This window comes from Gordonia rhizosphera NBRC 16068, from assembly GCF_000298195.1.
GTDB lineage: Bacteria > Actinomycetota > Actinomycetes > Mycobacteriales > Mycobacteriaceae > Gordonia > Gordonia rhizosphera.
In genome coordinates this window covers 1-15025 of the sequence record NZ_BAHC01000200.1, presented here as the reverse complement: position 1 = coordinate 15025, position 15025 = coordinate 1, and the positions used below count along the sequence as shown (strand labels likewise).

General features: G+C 65.0%; 15 protein-coding genes. 2 read left to right on the top strand and 13 right to left on the bottom strand.

Features of this window, described 5'->3' with window-relative positions; all coding sequences use genetic code 11:
* Window positions 1-397: 397 nt before the first annotated feature.
* On the bottom strand, window positions 398-1180 hold the full coding sequence (locus GORHZ_RS24270; RefSeq protein WP_006337829.1) for an IclR family transcriptional regulator: 783 nt from the start codon (window positions 1178-1180) through the stop codon (window positions 398-400).
* Between the two features lie 262 nt (window positions 1181-1442).
* Window positions 1443-2117 carry a GntR family transcriptional regulator gene (locus tag GORHZ_RS24265; RefSeq protein ID WP_006337828.1) on the bottom strand — a complete coding sequence of 225 codons (675 nt, stop codon included), beginning with the start codon at window positions 2115-2117 and terminating at the stop codon, window positions 1443-1445.
* 335 nt (window positions 2118-2452) lie between these two features.
* Here GORHZ_RS24265 and GORHZ_RS24260 point away from each other — a divergent pair, with 335 nt between their 5' ends.
* Window positions 2453-3121, top strand: coding sequence for a GntR family transcriptional regulator (locus tag GORHZ_RS24260; protein WP_006337825.1), 669 nt, complete (start codon window positions 2453-2455; stop codon window positions 3119-3121).
* Between the two features lie 97 nt (window positions 3122-3218).
* Here GORHZ_RS24260 and GORHZ_RS24255 read toward each other — a convergent pair whose 3' ends face one another.
* Window positions 3219-5267, bottom strand: a complete 2049-nt coding sequence (locus GORHZ_RS24255) for an NADH:flavin oxidoreductase (RefSeq protein WP_006337823.1) — start codon at window positions 5265-5267, stop codon at window positions 3219-3221.
* A gap of 340 nt (window positions 5268-5607) precedes the next feature.
* Here GORHZ_RS24255 and GORHZ_RS24250 point away from each other — a divergent pair, with 340 nt between their 5' ends.
* Window positions 5608-6285 (top strand): hypothetical protein, encoded by a 678-nt coding sequence (locus GORHZ_RS24250; RefSeq protein ID WP_006337822.1) that lies wholly within the window; start codon window positions 5608-5610, stop codon window positions 6283-6285.
* A gap of 129 nt (window positions 6286-6414) precedes the next feature.
* On the opposite strand, the gene GORHZ_RS24245 is transcribed toward GORHZ_RS24250, so the two are convergent.
* The 10 genes from GORHZ_RS24245 to GORHZ_RS24200 form a co-directional block, all read right to left on the bottom strand.
* Window positions 6415-7638 carry an MFS transporter gene (locus tag GORHZ_RS24245; protein ID WP_006337821.1) on the bottom strand — a complete coding sequence of 408 codons (1224 nt, stop codon included), beginning with the start codon at window positions 7636-7638 and terminating at the stop codon, window positions 6415-6417.
* Between the two features lie 135 nt (window positions 7639-7773).
* The gene (locus GORHZ_RS24240) at window positions 7774-8205 is read right to left on the bottom strand and encodes a hypothetical protein (RefSeq protein WP_006337820.1); all 432 of its coding nucleotides are present in this window, start codon (window positions 8203-8205) and stop codon (window positions 7774-7776) included.
* A gap of 1 nt (window position 8206) precedes the next feature.
* Window positions 8207-9751: an AMP-binding protein gene (locus GORHZ_RS24235; protein ID WP_006337810.1), complete on the bottom strand. Its 1545-nt coding sequence runs from the start codon at window positions 9749-9751 to the stop codon at window positions 8207-8209.
* 36 nt (window positions 9752-9787) lie between these two features.
* Entirely contained in the window at window positions 9788-10927 is a 1140-nt protein-coding gene (locus tag GORHZ_RS24230) for a thiolase family protein (RefSeq protein WP_006337809.1), read from the bottom strand.
* Complete coding sequence (locus tag GORHZ_RS24225) at window positions 10924-11301, bottom strand: Zn-ribbon domain-containing OB-fold protein (RefSeq protein ID WP_006337808.1); 378 nt, start codon at window positions 11299-11301, stop codon at window positions 10924-10926. Before GORHZ_RS24225 ends, GORHZ_RS24230 begins: the two co-directional genes overlap by 4 nt.
* 22 nt (window positions 11302-11323) lie before the next feature.
* Window positions 11324-12154, bottom strand: coding sequence for an SDR family NAD(P)-dependent oxidoreductase (locus GORHZ_RS24220; protein WP_006337807.1), 831 nt, complete (start codon window positions 12152-12154; stop codon window positions 11324-11326).
* Window positions 12151-12867 (bottom strand): substrate-binding periplasmic protein, encoded by a 717-nt coding sequence (locus GORHZ_RS24215; RefSeq protein WP_157205345.1) that lies wholly within the window; start codon window positions 12865-12867, stop codon window positions 12151-12153. The genes GORHZ_RS24220 and GORHZ_RS24215 overlap by 4 nt, the downstream gene beginning before the upstream one ends.
* A 146-nt stretch (window positions 12868-13013) precedes the next feature.
* The gene (locus GORHZ_RS24210) at window positions 13014-13676 is read right to left on the bottom strand and encodes an amino acid ABC transporter permease (RefSeq protein WP_006337791.1); all 663 of its coding nucleotides are present in this window, start codon (window positions 13674-13676) and stop codon (window positions 13014-13016) included.
* The gene (locus GORHZ_RS24205; RefSeq protein ID WP_006337790.1) at window positions 13673-14311 is read right to left on the bottom strand and encodes an amino acid ABC transporter permease; all 639 of its coding nucleotides are present in this window, start codon (window positions 14309-14311) and stop codon (window positions 13673-13675) included. The genes GORHZ_RS24210 and GORHZ_RS24205 overlap by 4 nt, the downstream gene beginning before the upstream one ends.
* Entirely contained in the window at window positions 14308-15015 is a 708-nt protein-coding gene (locus tag GORHZ_RS24200; protein WP_051999053.1) for an amino acid ABC transporter ATP-binding protein, read from the bottom strand. The genes GORHZ_RS24205 and GORHZ_RS24200 overlap by 4 nt, the downstream gene beginning before the upstream one ends.
* Between the last annotated feature and the right edge of the window lie 10 nt (window positions 15016-15025).

Sequence of the window (15025 nt, the reverse complement as noted above, 5' to 3'; positions counted from 1 at the left end):
GGGCCGGCCGGCACATCGATCACCGCGGGAGTCGGTGCATCGATCCCGGACATGAACGGCGGCCGAAATCGCAGGGGGACATGGACCACCAGTGGCCAACCGGTCCTTCGTCTATCTCACCGGGCGGCGATGGCGGTCTCAGCGAAAAGGTGGACACCGGCCCGCATCGCCACTGGGCCGCCAGAACTCTTCGCCTAACAGATACTCGGTTGCGCAATGCGCAACCCTTTGCGTACCTAGGAATGATCCACGGGAAATGTGATCTGTGTCAAGTATCAGAAGGTTCATGATCCAGGACACAAGCCGCCTGGGTCAGAGCCGCTCTCGACACACCAACGGAAACCGCACGACTGAGCGCCACCGAGGAGAGATGGGTCCGGATCGATCCTTGGAGCAGTCAGCCCTGATAACCCATCCGCCAGCTGATCTCGGCCGCGGCCGACACGACCGCAGGCGCGCACTCCCGGGCCTTCGCCTCGTTGAGGCGGTAGACGGGACCCGAGACACTGATCGCCGCGATCACCTCGCCCAGATGATCACGTACCGGAGCGGCAACCGCGTTGAGGCCTTCTTCGAACTCCTCGATGCACACGGCGAAGCCATTCCCCACCACCGACTCGAGCTCCCGATCGACATCATCGATCGACGTGATCGTTCGTTTCGTGAAACGCTCCAGGCCACCCGCCTCGAGGAGCGCATGCCGGGAGCCTTCCGGAAGATAGGCCAACAAGACCTTTCCGCTGGACGTGGCGTGCAACGGCGTCAGCTCGCCGAGCCAGTCCTGCGTGGACACCGCGGAAGGACCCTTGGCCTGATCGACGTTGACCGCATAGTGCGAGCGGAGAACGGCAACATTGACGGTTTCCCCGAGGTCGGCGGCGAGTCGCTCGGTGACAACACGGCTTTGGTGGGTGATGTCGAGCTGGGCGGGTACGGCACTTGCGAGACGAAGGATTCCGAAACCCAGCCGGTACTTACCTCGGTCTTGCGATTGCTCCACCATCTCGCGCTCTTCGAGAGCAGACAGGAGCCGCGAGGCGGTTGATTTGTGCACCCCGACATCGGCGGCGACTTCCGTGACACCGGCCTCCCCGAGTCGGGCCAGAATCTCGAGCACCTGGATGGCGCGGTCGACCGACTGCACGCCACCGCCGGTGGCCTCAGAACTCGGGTTGCTCATAACGCAACCATACGCACATTGCGCCACGTCGCTCAAACGGCAACACGTCGCACGGGGTGCGTCAAATCGCACAAAAGTGGCTGACCAGCGGCTGGCTGCCAAACTACCAGAAGATATACCAGCTGTCGATCACTGGCGAGAGCCATAATCCGACAAACGACGCATGCCCGACACAGGGATCGCCGGCGTGGAAAGAGTCCGGATGGACACCGTTGGTGCGACCGGCTCGGACTTTCGGCGTGCGGGTGGGGCGGTGCCGCGCTCAGACGATCGCGCGGACGGATTCCTCGAAGCCGGTCACGTGGTCGAGAGCGATCTGCGCAGCGGCATCGGCATCGCCCGCCGCGATGGTGCGCAAGAGTTCGGTGTGCTCTGCCACATGCTGGGCGACCGTTGGCAGCCGGTCGAGGAACAGACAGAAGATTCGGCTGGCGAGATTGTCGTAGCGGACCAGCACATCCTCGAGGTGCGGATTGCCCGTGGCGCGGTATATCGCGCGATGCACGCGCAAATCCCAGCGCATCAGCTCATGACGCTCGATGTTCTCGAGATCGAGGGCCTCGGTCCGGTCAGCCAGCTCGATCAGCTGTTGACGCATAGCGGACGAGGCAGACTCGGCGGCAGTTCGTGCTGCAACCGGCTCCAGGCTCATGCGGATCTGCGAAATGTGCCGCAGGTCGGCAACGTCGACGCCGGTGGCGAAGGTTCCTCGCCGGGGGAAGGACACGACCAGCCGATCGGCCTCCAGTCGCTTCAGCGCCTCGCGGACCGGCGTACGTCCCACACCGAGCTGACTGGCCAGTTCACTCTCGACGACCGCCTCGTTTGGCCGGATGTCGAGCATGATCAGTTTGTCCTGAATGGTCAGGTACGCGCGGTCCGCCAACGACATGGTCTCCGGATCGACGTCCAACATGTCCGCTCCCAGAACTGTCATCACCTGCCCCTTCCGTACGTAGTGGATCCTGCTTCTCACCAGCTGGCAGTGTTCTGCGCGAACAATGATATATCAATGTCGATGAAGCCTGCCGCCCGGGGTAACCCCGGAGACGTCGTCGCGCGCCCCACCGCCCCACCGCACCGACCACGGGGGCCGCGGGACGTGCCGGCGGACCTGCGCATACCACGTTTGGCACATAGTTGATATATTAATAGCCGATCACACGGTCGGAGGAGCGGCAGCCCTCGACAATTCGCCGGACTGATGTACGTTCGATACACACTGACATCTCAGTGGGACTGCATTGTGTTTCTCGCAAGGAAGGCCTGAGCATGACAGGTGCACGTTCGGCTCATTCGGACCACCGTCGGCCTGCCGGGACACGGCTGCTCTCAGATCGGGCTTTCGACGCGATCAGAGACAAGATCGTGTCGCTCGAACTCCCGCCCGGTGCGCCGATCGAGGAGGAACAACTCGCCTCCGAACTCGGCGTCGGACGCACTCCCGTCCGTGAGGCGATCAAACGCCTCGCCTACGGGCGTCTCGTCGTCGTCTACCCGCGGAGCGGCAGCTATGTCGCCGACCTGCACCTCGCCGACCTGCAGGCCATCTGCGACATCCGTGAGCGGCTCGAGGGGCTGGCGGCTGAGCGCGCCGCCGCCGAGGCCACATATGAGGAGCGTCAGGAACTCCAGGCACTGGTGGACGAACTCGACGCGACAACTGACCCCGAAGAACTGCTCGCACTCGACGTCGACGTGCACCGGGCCATCCATCGCATGTCACACAACCCGTATCTGCTGGACATGCTCAGTCAGAGCCTCGACCTCTCGGTCCGGATGTGGAATCTCGCCCTCGAGCGACTTCCGGACCTCAATCACCACGTCCACGGACAGTCCGAGGTGTTACAGGCGATCCTGGATCGCGATGGCGAGCGGGCCCGACTCCTGGCGGAGACACATGTCCGCGAGTTCGAGGACGGCATCCGACAGATGTTCTGACGACATCAGTCGACCCCGGCGCTCGTCTTCTCCCTCGGGGCGAGAAGACGAGCGCCGGGGTCGACTGATGCTGCGATCCGGTCAGTGGGGAACAGGTTCAGAGCACCAGGCAGAGACGGAACGCGTCGTAGACCGCGGCATGGATGTTGCGGCTGGCGACGGCATCTCCGATCCGGAAGAGCTGATAGCCTCCCTCCGGGTTCCGCGTGACCTCCTGCGGCTGCACATCGATCAGTGCCTGCTGGTCGACCTCGCCCAGGTTGGTCGATCCCGGCACCAATTCGAAGTACAGGTCATCAAGCGGCAGCGTGCCGTGCTCGACGACCACCTGATCCACCACGCGTTGGCGGGTCGCATGCGCGTACTCGTTGTAGAGGTCGACCTCGAGGCGGCCGTCCTTGCGCCGGACCCCGGTCACGCGTTCATTGAGGGTGACCCGGACGTCGTGCTCGGCGAAGACCTTGAAATAGCCGGGATAGTTCACCCCACCCACGTCTGGCGCCAACGTTCGCTCGGGCGTCACGAACTCGACCGGGGTCCCGGTGCGCGCGATCATCTCGGTCGCGTCCAGGCCGGGATGCCCGCCATTGTCGTCGTAGAACATGACCTCACCGCGCGGCCGAACCGCACCGCAGAGGATGTCCCAGGCGTCGGTCACCAACGCGGACCCTTCGGCGAGGAACTCGTTGTTCGGCATTCCGCCCGTCGCGATCACCACGATGTCCGGGTTCTCGGCAAGAATGTCGTCGGACTCGGCATAGGTGCTCGTGCGGATATCGACGTCGAGTCGCTTGCACTCGTCCAGCCGCCATTCGACGATGCTGATCAGATCGCGGCGGCGCGGCGATGACGCGGCGAGACGGATCTGCCCACCCGCGGCGTCGGCGGCCTCGAACACGACCACGCGGTGCCCACGCTCGGCCAGCACGCGCGCGGCCTCGAGTCCGGCAGGGCCGGCCCCGACGACCACTGCGGTCTTCGCCGGGGAGGTGGCCGCTGGGACATCATGCGGAATCCGATCCTCACGTCCGGTCGACGGATTGTGGACACACTTCGCATCGCGATTCTGGTAGATCTCGTCGAGGCAATAGCTCGCCCCCACGCAGGGACGAATCCGATCTTCCTGACCCGCTTGGATTTTCGCGACGATGTGGGGGTCGGCGATGTGCGCGCGGGTCATGCCGACGAGATCGACGAGTCCGTCGCGGATCGCGTGACGGGCAGTCGCCACGTCGTTGATACGCGAGGCATGCATCACCGGGACCGAGACCGCCTGCTTGACCGCGCCCGCGAACTCGAGATGCGGTGCGACCGGGGTGCCCATCGGAGGGATGACTCGCGACAGCGCTTCGTCGCTGGCCATGTATCCCTTGATCACGCTGATGAAGTCGACGCCCTCCTCGACGACGCGCTGCGCGATCGCGACGCCGTCGTCCCATTGCAGCCCGCCGGGCATGTCCTCGTCGAGCGACATCCGGATGCCGACGGCGAAATCCGGTCCGGCAGCTTCACGTACAGCGCGAATGACCCGCAGCGGGAAGCGCAGCCGGTCCTCGAGGCTGGCCATTCCGTACTCATCGTCGCGATGATTGGTCAAGGGCGACCAGAAGGAGTCCAGGAGGTGCGTGTACGCCTCGAGTTCGATGCCGTCGAGGCCGGCCTCGCGACAACGTTCGGTGGCGTCGGCATAGGCACGGACGATGCGGTCCATATCCCACTCCTCGGCCGCCTTCGGAAAGGAACGGTGTGCCGGTTCCCGGATCGGCGAAGGCGCGATCACCGGAAGCCAGTCGCCGTCATAGTTGCTCGTACGACGCCCGAGATGGGTGATCTGGCACATCACCGCCGCGCCGTGTTCGTGCACTCCGTAGGCGAGTTCGCGGAACCACGGCACGATCTCGTCCTTGTAGACGTGCAGGTTCCCGAACGCCGCGGGACTGTCCGGTGCCACAACCGCCGAACCACCGATCATGGTCAGCCCGAGCCCGCCTTTCGCCTTCTCCTCGTGGTAGAGGCGATAGCGCCGCTTGGGCATGCCCTCCTCGGTGTAGGAGGGTTCATGCGAGGTGCTGACCACCCGGTTGCGCAGGGTGACGTTCTTCAAGGTGAAGGGCTGAAGCAGCGGGTCGATGAGCTGGTGTGACATTCCGGTCCGACCTTCTGAAATATTTGATGTGCCCTCTAACACATCATTCTGCTTGCAAGGTATGTCACCCACACGCATCGGTCAAGCGTCACGCCGAATGAATTCGCGCAATGCACCAGACTGCGGCCGATCCCTTGACCTCCCGGAACGCCTGAACTATCGTCGATACACGACTCATATATCATAAGCGCATCAGCGCCAAGCCGAGGGGCCGTATCCCCAGTCGATCGCAGCTGTTTGCGCCGGAGGTGTACGGAGACCTCGACCGTGGGAGTCGCCCTGAACGACCCGTCCACACATCGAACGTTGATCGTGCACCCATCCAGAAATGAGAGGCCCGATGATTGCAGACGCCGAGATGATCGACCGACTATGGTCGCTGCCGGGAAACGCCGCACGGTTTCTGCGGCAGTCGACGTCGCCGCGGGGTGTCTTCATCACCGACGTCCACACGGGTGTTCTCGATCTTCTCCTACGCAGCACTCCGCGACGTGGGGAAGCCTTCGTCGTCTTCCAGCTTCTCTCACCACATCTGCCCGGCAGCTACGACCTCCGTCCGGACACGGTCGCCGATGTGCTCGACCTCTTGGACCGGTTCGAGATCTCCGACGTCGAGTGTCATCGCGCGTTCGGACCCAATTGGCGCGCCGTGGTCATCCACGCACTCGAGGTTTCCGAGCAGATGGATGACACCGGGTCTGCAACGTTCGATCTCGGCGCCGATAGTCACCGACGACTCGGCGCGTGGGCGCATGCCCGCGAAGTCGCTGCCGCATCAGGTCGCCTGGACCAGTGGTATCGATCGCAGGCCGCGGCTTGGGAACCTCGATTCGGAAACCTCGCGGCACCGCGACCCGAGGACCTGATCACGCCCGAAGCAGTGGCGACGATAAGGGATGCGGCGGCAGCGCTGTCGGTTGGCGATCTCGTCGGCTCGAGTTTCACCCCTGCACACTTCGAGACACTTATTGCACCGTGGCGACATGCCACCCGGCATCAGCTCCGACTCGTTCCCTGAGGACGATCCAGGAGGATCCCAAGACCGGGTCACGCAGCGTGACCATGGCCGAAAGGACTTCCGCATCCGGTCCGCCGACGGCCGCCTCGGCGGGCGTCGACCTCAGTCGTTGCCTCAGCGGCGTCGCCCTCAGTCGTTGGCGTCGTCACGGACCTCGAGCGCGACCGGGACGATGCCGATGGCGAGCAGCGGTGCCAGCGCTACCAATCCGAACGCCGCCGGGTAGCCGGCCGCGGCGATGATGGCGCCGATCGCCGGGATGCTGAGCGACGCGATGAGGTATTGCCCGGTGTTCTGGATCGCGAGACCCCGGCCACTCCACCTCGGTCCGGCGTACTCGGCGATCGCGGTGAAGGCGAGTCCGTTGTCGGCGACGGCCACGATCGAGGCGGCGACCATGAAGATCACCGCGACAGGGCTCCCGATCCGATCGGTGACCGCGAGACCGGCCATCAGGATCGCGCCCACGATGGCGATCACCTGCACCGGCCGCATCCGCGAACCCCAGACGTCGGACCAGCGGCCTGCCCCGATACGTCCGAGCGCACCCAGGATCTGGGTGACGGTCACCAGCACGCCTGCGGTCGCCGCCGCCCAGCCCCGATCGTCGATCAACCACACCGGGACGAACGTCCACAGCATCAGTTGCGGGATCACCAACAACACACTGACGAGGTGGATACGGATGAGATACGAGCTTCGCCGGTAGGGGTTCTCGGCGACAGCCGGTGAGCCGTCGGGCTTCCTGACCGGCGCGTGCACCGGTGGATCGATGATCCCCACGACCGTCCCGAGCAGTGCGACCACGGCCACCACCAAGAAGACCGAGAGTCCGGCGGCCACGCCGAACTGCTCGGCCAGCACGGGAACCGTCAGCGCGCACACACCAATGCCCAACGGCTGGGCCATCTGCCGGATGCCCATCGCGGTCCCCCGTTGATCCGGCGGGAACCAGCCGACCACGATCCGTCCGCTGGCCCCGTTCGTCGAGGCCGAAACGGCTCCGGCAAGCAGCAACAGCAGTCCGATGATCCAGAAGGCCTGGTGGGTCGCAGCCGCGGCGACGGCCGCACCGGTCACCACCACCGTCGCCGACAGCGAGATGAGCAGGATCTCCCGCTCGCCGCGTCGATCCAGCGCCCATCCCCAGGGCACCGTCGTGAGCAACAGACCCACGCCGGCGGCAGCCGCGAGAGTGGAGGCCTGCGGCAGGGACATACCTGCCGAGCTCTGCAATTCCGGGATCAGGAAGGCGACTCCGCCGGCGATGGAGGCGGTCGCCAACGCCGCCATGAGCGAACAGCCGAGAATGCTCCACCGTCGCGCGGCCGACACCGTGGGGGTCGCCACCATCCCTCCACCTCCCTCGTTGATCCCCGAACGTGCATTTCTCACATAGTGAAACGGTGAGCCCACATACTAGAACCGTAGCGAACCGCGCCCCGCATGTGAACCCGTGGCCCGACATGTGAGATTCGGCTGCAGGCGTCACCGCCCGACGCCGGCGGCCTGACCGGGCACGGACACCGCCGCAGCGATCGCGTCGAAGGTCGTCATGCCCGATCGAATCCCGATGCTCTCGGCACACCGGTTCGCCCGGGAAACCACTCCGTTTTCCCAATGGTCAAGGGCATCTCCGATCCGGGCTGTCTCGTGGCTGACACAGAAGGCAGAGATGCCGTGGCCGTCGAGGATGTCCAGTGCCCGGAACCCGGCATCGTCCTTGCCGCCACCCGCATCGTTGAACGAGATCACCGCGGGAGCGAAGATCAGCGCGTGCTCCGCCGCGCTGATCCCACCGTGCGATGCGGACACCACATATCCGCCGCGGTCGTCCTCGGAGAGGAAGGACACGGAGTCGGCGAGGAAGACGGGTACGTTTCCACAGACGACGCGTCGCTCGGTCGGTGCGTGCGCCATGTCAGATCGCCCGGCTCTCGGCTGCCCAGAACGGCGCCCGCAACGCTTTCTTGTCGGCCTTGCCGAACGGCGTCATGGGGATGTCCTGCACGAACCGGACGGACTTGGGTGACTTGTACCCGCCGAGCGCGTCGCGGCAGATGCCTCGGAACTGGTCCTCGGTCAGCTTGTCGGCCTGATCGTGGACGACCACGGCGCATACGGCCTCCCCCCAATCGGGGTCGGGGATACCGATCACCGCGACCTGCCGTACGCCGGGCAGGGTCGCGATCACGGACTCGACCTCGGAGGAGTACACGTTGTACCCCCCGGAGATGATCATGTCCGACGTTCGGTCCTTGAGGAAGAGGTAACCGTTGTCATCCAGATATCCGACGTCGCGAGTGTGGACCCACCCGTCGACGATGGTTGCGGCAGTCGCCTCGGGATTGTTGTGGTACTCGATGAGCGCGTATGGGGCTCGCAGGCAGATCTCGCCGACCTGCCCTGATGGCAGCGGCTGTCCCTGGTCGTCGATCACCCGGACCTCGGCCATGGTGCTGCGCCGACCGGCCGACTCGAGGAGGGTGGGCTGGTCGGCCGCGCTCCGGTGATCGCCCTTGGTCAGTGTTGTTCCCCAGTTGGGGCATTCGGTCTGGCCGAACAGCTGGATGAAGATCGGTCCGAAGACATCGATCGCCTCTTTCAGCCGACTGGGAGTGATGGGTGCCGATCCATAGACGAAGGTGTCGAGTGCCGGCGCATCGACCTGGTGCTGTTCGATGTGGTCCAGAAGCCGATAGAGCATGGTGGGCACGACCATGGCCCACGACACGTCGAAGGTAGCGGCAGCAGAACAGAATTCCTCGGGCGCGAACTTGTCCAGGATGACCAGCGTCGCCCCTCTGGCCAGGCCCGCCGCGGCAAACGCGCCCGCAGAGTGCGAGAGCGCCGTGGACAGCAGCATGATCTCGTCTCGCCGGATCTCGGGCTCGAGGATATGGGCGAGGAGATTGGTCGCGATCGAGCTCTGGGAGTGGACAACGCCTTTCGGCTTTCCGGTGGTGCCGCCGGTGTAGTAGATGGCGGCAGCGTCGCCCGGTCCGACCTCACGCTCGGCGGCGGACCGGCTCGGAGTCACGAGTTCGGCGTAGCGTTCGGTGTCGACGTCGATGACCTGGAGGTCAGGGCATTGAGTCGCGACTTCTGTCAGAAGGTCCTCATCCACTGCGGTGAGGGCCGAGGACACCAGCAAGATGCGCGAGCCGCTGTGGCCCAGGATGTGCACGATGTCCCGAGCGGGGAGCATCGGGTTGAGCGGAACCTTGACGAGACCGGCGCGCATGATGGCAAGGTCTGCGGCGAGATATTCGAATCGGTTTCCCAACAGCAGGGCCACGCGGTCGCCGACCGCGAGCTCGGCCGACAGTCCCGCGGCCAGCGCCGCGGACGCGTCGTCAAGAGCCCGGTAGGTGTAGGTGTCCGAACCGAACCGGGCTGCGACCCGCTGTGAGTTCTCGGTGAGACCGGGGCGAAGGAGATTCCAGGGACGATCGAGGATGGTCATGGTGCTTTCTGCTTCTTTCGATTGTGTTGTCGATTGTCAGTTCGCGCTCAATGCGATGACCACGCAACCGTTTCCGTTCAACCCGGTGACGTTGCCGCCCATGGTCTCCACCACGCCGATACGCGGGTCGGTGAGCTGACGCTTATCCGCTCGACCGGTCAGTTGCCAGAAGATCTCGGCGACTTGCGCCATTCCCGTTGCGCCGAGTGGATGCCCCCGTGACAGCAGGCCACCGGACGGGTTGACCGGAGCTCTGCCACCCCGCCATGTGGTGCCCTCGACCGCGGCCTTGGCTCCGGTACCCGGCGGACAGATGCCCAGGGCCTCGATGGTGACGATCTCACCGATCGTGAAGGCGTCGTGGATTTCGAAGACGTCGATCTGTTCGGGGGTGATCGCCGCCGCGGAGTACACCGTCTGGGCGGTGCGCTGGATCAGCTCGTAGTTCCACACGTGACCGTCGCTGCCCGGCCATGGGCTCCCACTCTCCAGGGCACTGGCCAGGACCTTCACCGTGCCCGGCCCGTCGGTGGGGCGACCGGCACGGAACACCGCCGCTGCCGCACCGTCGGAGATGGGGCTGCACTGGAGCAAGGTCAGGGGGTCAGCGATCATCCGGGAGTCGAGTACGTCGTCCACCGAGTACGAGCCGCTGTATTGGGCCCGGGGGTTGGCGATCGCATGCTCGTGGTTCTTGACCGAGACCGCTGCCAGCTCTTCCGGTGTGACGCCGTACTGCGCCCGGTAGCGCTGGGCGGTCATCGCATACATCGCGGGTAGCGCCAGCCCACTTGCCCCGTCGGCGTCACCGGGATCCGACGGTATGGCCCCGGAGATGGAATCGGACATCTTCTCGATCCCGAGTGCCAGAACGGTCGTGTAGGTTCCGCTACGAATTCCCTCGATCGCGGTGTGTGCCGCAAGTGTCCCACTGGCGCAGGCATTCTCGACGGTGATGATCGGTGTCGCGGCGATTCCCGCCGCTCGGAGCACTCGATGGGCCACCCCCGGGTAGCTGAACACGGTACCGACCACCACGGCATCGATCTCGCCGGGATCGGTGCCCGCTGCATCCAGGGCCTCGCTGATCGCCTGCCACGCAAGCTCTTCGAGACCGGCTTCCTGTTTGCCGAAGCCGGACGTGCCGACACCGGCGATGACGACCTCCGGTGTCATGCGATCACCTCGACCATGACGTCCCCGTTGTCGGCGGGCGCGCTGAGCCGCACCCGGGCACCGACGCTGACAGCGTCGGTGTCCGACGCCATGTGCGCCACCACCCGAGCGGGACCGCCATCGAGATCCACGTAGGCGATCGCGTAGGGCGGCCGACGGTGGTTGAACGGAATCCGGACGACCGTGTGGCTCCAGATCTCACCCTCGGGCCCGAAAGCCGCGGGTACGACCTCACTTGCACACGCGGGGCAGCGCCGGGTGTCGAGGACGCTGGCGTATGTGCACGACGTGCAGCGGTACCCGGGAATGGTCCATTCCCCGTCACGGAGCTGGACGGTCGGACACGGATGGGATTGGTGAAGTGTGTCGTTCATCTTCTGTGTACTCGCGATCTGGTCAGCCGACATCTTTGCCGGAATTGGTTCGGTATCCACTGAAATCGCCGGGGAGAACGGTGAGGGCCCCGTCGACGGGAACTGCGGTCCCCGACACATAGCCGGCCTCGTCGGAGGCCAGAAAGCACACCGTCCACCCGATGTCCGCCGGTCGCCCGACGCGGCCGGACGGCACCATCTGCGATATCGCGGCGATGGATTCCTCGGTCGTCGCCGACTCCACGAGCGGCGTCATGGTGATGCCGGGGAGGATCGCATTCACGGTGATCCCGTACTGCGCGACCTCGGCAGCCAAGTGCCGGGTCAGCCCGAGCAGGCCGGATTTCGAAGAGGTGTAGGCGATTCCGCCGAGATAGCTGGTGCGGGTCCCGGCGATCGACGAGATGTTGACGATGCGGCCGTGTTGGCGGGACCGCATGTGCGGCAGAACGGCGCGGGACATCACAAAGGGGCCGTCGAGGTTGACGCGGAGCACCCGACTCCATTCGTCGTCGGTTGTGTTCAGCACCGAGCTCCGCCCGACGATGCCGGCATTGTTGACCAGGACGTCGATCGGCCCGACCTCCCGTTCGACCCGTCCGATCATGGCGCTGGCATCGTCCGAGTCCGCGACATTCCCGACGACGGGAAACGCCGGGATACCGTCGTCGGTCAGCCAGTCCACGGTGCGCTGGGCCGTCTCATCCGAGATGTCGTTGACGCAGACCGCGGCGCCACGAAGACCTAGGCACCGCGCGATTCCGGCACCGATCCCGCCCTGCGCTCCGCCCCCGGCGCCGGTGACAAGCGCGATGCGTCCGGTGAGGGAGGTACCCGGCGTGGCCGTCGTCATGACTGCGGTCCCGTGAAGTAGCTCGGCGCAGACAGTCCGTTCTGCTCGAGGGCGTCGCGGACCGTGCCATCCTCTCGGGCAGCGGTGATGAAGGAGTTCAGCGCCGCACCGAGCTCCGTGTTCGACTTGGTGTACGGATAGTTGGGTTCACCGGGACTCGTAAGCTTCGGATACCGCGCGTCCGGGCTCAGCGTCTCGACCTTCGCGTCGGAGTTTCGCGTCGAGACCTGGTGCGTCAGTACCGCCCCGCTGCCCAGGCCCGCGTCGATCCGTCCTGACGCCAGTTCCTGGAACACCGCGTCGATGGATTGGAAGACCACGACGTTGTTGTCGCCGACCGCCTCCTTGATCGGCGCCTCGAACAACGAGCCGCCCACCACACCGATCTTCTTGCCCGAGAGGGACTCGATGCTGCGGTAACCGGAGTTCGACACGATCGCGGGGCTGTCGTACCAGACGGTGTCGGTCTGTCCGACCACCTTGCCGCGGGCCGGTGTCTTGTACCAACCTCCGGCACCGATGTCGACCTTGCCTTCGCTCAACGCCGAGACCGCGGCCGGCCCGGCCAGCGGCTGCCAGGCGATGGTCAGGCATGCCTGCATCGCGAAATCGGGTAGCAGTGTCGAGTCGATACCCTGGACATCACCGTTCGGCGATACGTCGACTGACGGTAGTTGCTGGACGGCAGCAACTTTGAGCACTCCCGAAGACACAGTCGGAAAGTTCCACTCGGACTTGCAGTTATCGGGAACCTGACTTTCGGTACTGCTGCACGCGGCTGCCATGAGCGTTGCGGCGCACACCGCGCCGACGAGGGGGAGTTTCTTCATCATCATGTTCTTTCTCGAGATGCGGTTATTCACGTCAGAACGCGGGTTCTCTTGTCTTGGAACGACATTGCTTTTCGCCGCACGGCCGAGGTAGCCCACATCAGGAGGAGATAGGCGATCAGGTAGAACGCCCCCGCCATCAGCAGGTAGTCGAAGACGTCGAAGTTCATCGTGCCCTCGCTGTACGCGACGCCGAGCAGTTCCTGGACGCCGATGCTGTATGCCAGCGATGTCCCTTGGAGGACGAGGACGGCGAAGCCGAGGACCGGGGCGATGACCATGCGGAGGGCCTGTGGCAGGACGACGAAGGTCGTTGCGCTCCAGACCGGGACGCCCAGTGCCATTGCGGCTTCCCGCTGCCCGCCGGGCACGGCCGCAATGGCCGACCGGAATACCTCGGCTAAGTAGCTCGCCGTCGTGAGACTGAACGCCGCCACGAGCGCGACCGACCCGGTCACCGTGACGTTCAACTCCGGGAGTCCGAAGTAGACCAGGTACAAGGTCACCAGAGCGGGGAATCCGCGGCCGATCTGGGTCACCAGCATGATCGGCCACCGCAGGGCCCGCGGTCCTGACTGGAGGGCGAGACCAGCGAACAGGCCCATCGGAATTCCTATGAGCAGCACAGAGATCCACAAGACCAGGGTGGTGGCCAGTCCTGGGAGCAGGTTGGCGATCATCGACATGGTCATCGGGCCGCCACCTCAGTACGTCGCGCGCCGATCAGCCGGGCGATCACCGCGATACCGAGACTCATCACGAGGTAGATGCAGCCCACGACGAGGAACTCGGTGATCCCGTTCGCGCCGCGCTCGACGTGATAGTTCGCCAGGTAGGTGATGTCGACGACACCGATCAGCGACGCCAGGGCCGTGTCCTTGAGCAGGTGGATCGCGTACGACCCGCCTGAGGCCGCGATGAGCGGCATCGACTGCGGGATCATGATGAACCGCAGCGTGTCGATCCGCCCGACGCCGAGTGCATGTGCGGCTTCGACCTGCGTGGTCGGCACCGCGTCGAGACTCTCGCGGAAGACCACCGCCAGGTACGCCGAGGCGACGAACCCCAGCCCGAGGATCGCGGCACCCATCGCGCTCGGACTCCATTCTCCGGTGGCGATCCCGAAGAAGAAGATGAAGAGCACCACCAACGGCGGCACTCCGCGGAAGAGGGAGACCCACACGTGTGCGATGCCACGCGGCATCCGGTGCCCTGACCCGAGAGCTGCCGAGCACACCGTCCCGACGACGATGCCGATGGCCAGCGCACCGGCCCAGACACCAAGCGCCACCGGGATTCCTTCCCATAGGCCTGCCAGGATGTTCATAGCTCTGTCTCACTGATCGCAGCGATGAACTTCGCCGTCCGCTCGTGCGTCGGATCCCCGAAAATCTGTTCGGGCGAACCTGTCTCGACGATGTGGCCATCGGCGAGGAAGGCGATCTTCGAAGCGACTCGTTCGGCGAATCGGAGTTCATGGGTGACAACGACCATCGTCATTCCTCCCAGAGCCAGATCCTGCATGACCTTGAGGACCTCGATGCGGAGTTCTGGATCGATCGCCGACGTCGGCTCGTCGAACAGCATCACCTGCGGGTCCATCGCCAGCGATCGCGCGATCGCCACCCGCTGCTGTTGCCCGCCGGACAACTGCGCAGGACGGTTTCCGGCGACCTCGGCAAGTCCGACCCGGCGCAGGAGATCGTCGGCCCGTTCCTCCGCCTCGCCGCGGGATCGACCCAGCGACCTCATCTGCGCGAAGACGACATTCTGCCTGGCCGTCATGTTCGGAAACAGGTTGTAGGACTGGAAGACCATCCCGACTCGTGTACGCATGCGCTGCATGCCGGCGCGGTCGAGCGTGCAACGGCCACCCTCCACCACGCGATCTCCAAGGATATCGAGGCTGCCGCCGGTGGGCTTCTCGAGAAGATTCATACACCGGAGCAAGGTGCTCTTGCCCGACCCACTCGGGCCGATCAGCGAGACCACCTCCCCCTGCGCCACACCGATGTCGACGCCGTCGAGCACCCTACGTTTG

Excerpts from the sequence above, each read along its gene's own strand:
- GORHZ_RS24270 (WP_006337829.1), bottom strand. The coding sequence starts at position 1,180 with ATGAGCAACCCGAGTTCTGAGGCCACCGGCGGTGGCGTGCAGTCGGTC.
- GORHZ_RS24265 (WP_006337828.1), bottom strand. The coding sequence starts at position 2,117 with ATGACAGTTCTGGGAGCGGACATGTTGGACGTCGATCCGGAGACCATG.
- GORHZ_RS24260 (WP_006337825.1), top strand. The coding sequence starts at position 2,453 with ATGACAGGTGCACGTTCGGCTCATTCGGACCACCGTCGGCCTGCCGGG.
- GORHZ_RS24255 (WP_006337823.1), bottom strand. The coding sequence starts at position 5,267 with ATGTCACACCAGCTCATCGACCCGCTGCTTCAGCCCTTCACCTTGAAG.
- GORHZ_RS24250 (WP_006337822.1), top strand. The coding sequence starts at position 5,608 with ATGATTGCAGACGCCGAGATGATCGACCGACTATGGTCGCTGCCGGGA.
- GORHZ_RS24245 (WP_006337821.1), bottom strand. The coding sequence starts at position 7,638 with ATGGTGGCGACCCCCACGGTGTCGGCCGCGCGACGGTGGAGCATTCTC.
- GORHZ_RS24240 (WP_006337820.1), bottom strand. The coding sequence starts at position 8,205 with ATGGCGCACGCACCGACCGAGCGACGCGTCGTCTGTGGAAACGTACCC.
- GORHZ_RS24235 (WP_006337810.1), bottom strand. The coding sequence starts at position 9,751 with ATGACCATCCTCGATCGTCCCTGGAATCTCCTTCGCCCCGGTCTCACC.
- GORHZ_RS24230 (WP_006337809.1), bottom strand. The coding sequence starts at position 10,927 with ATGACACCGGAGGTCGTCATCGCCGGTGTCGGCACGTCCGGCTTCGGC.
- GORHZ_RS24225 (WP_006337808.1), bottom strand. The coding sequence starts at position 11,301 with ATGAACGACACACTTCACCAATCCCATCCGTGTCCGACCGTCCAGCTC.
- GORHZ_RS24220 (WP_006337807.1), bottom strand. The coding sequence starts at position 12,154 with ATGACGACGGCCACGCCGGGTACCTCCCTCACCGGACGCATCGCGCTT.
- GORHZ_RS24210 (WP_006337791.1), bottom strand. The coding sequence starts at position 13,676 with ATGACCATGTCGATGATCGCCAACCTGCTCCCAGGACTGGCCACCACC.
- GORHZ_RS24205 (WP_006337790.1), bottom strand. The coding sequence starts at position 14,311 with ATGAACATCCTGGCAGGCCTATGGGAAGGAATCCCGGTGGCGCTTGGT.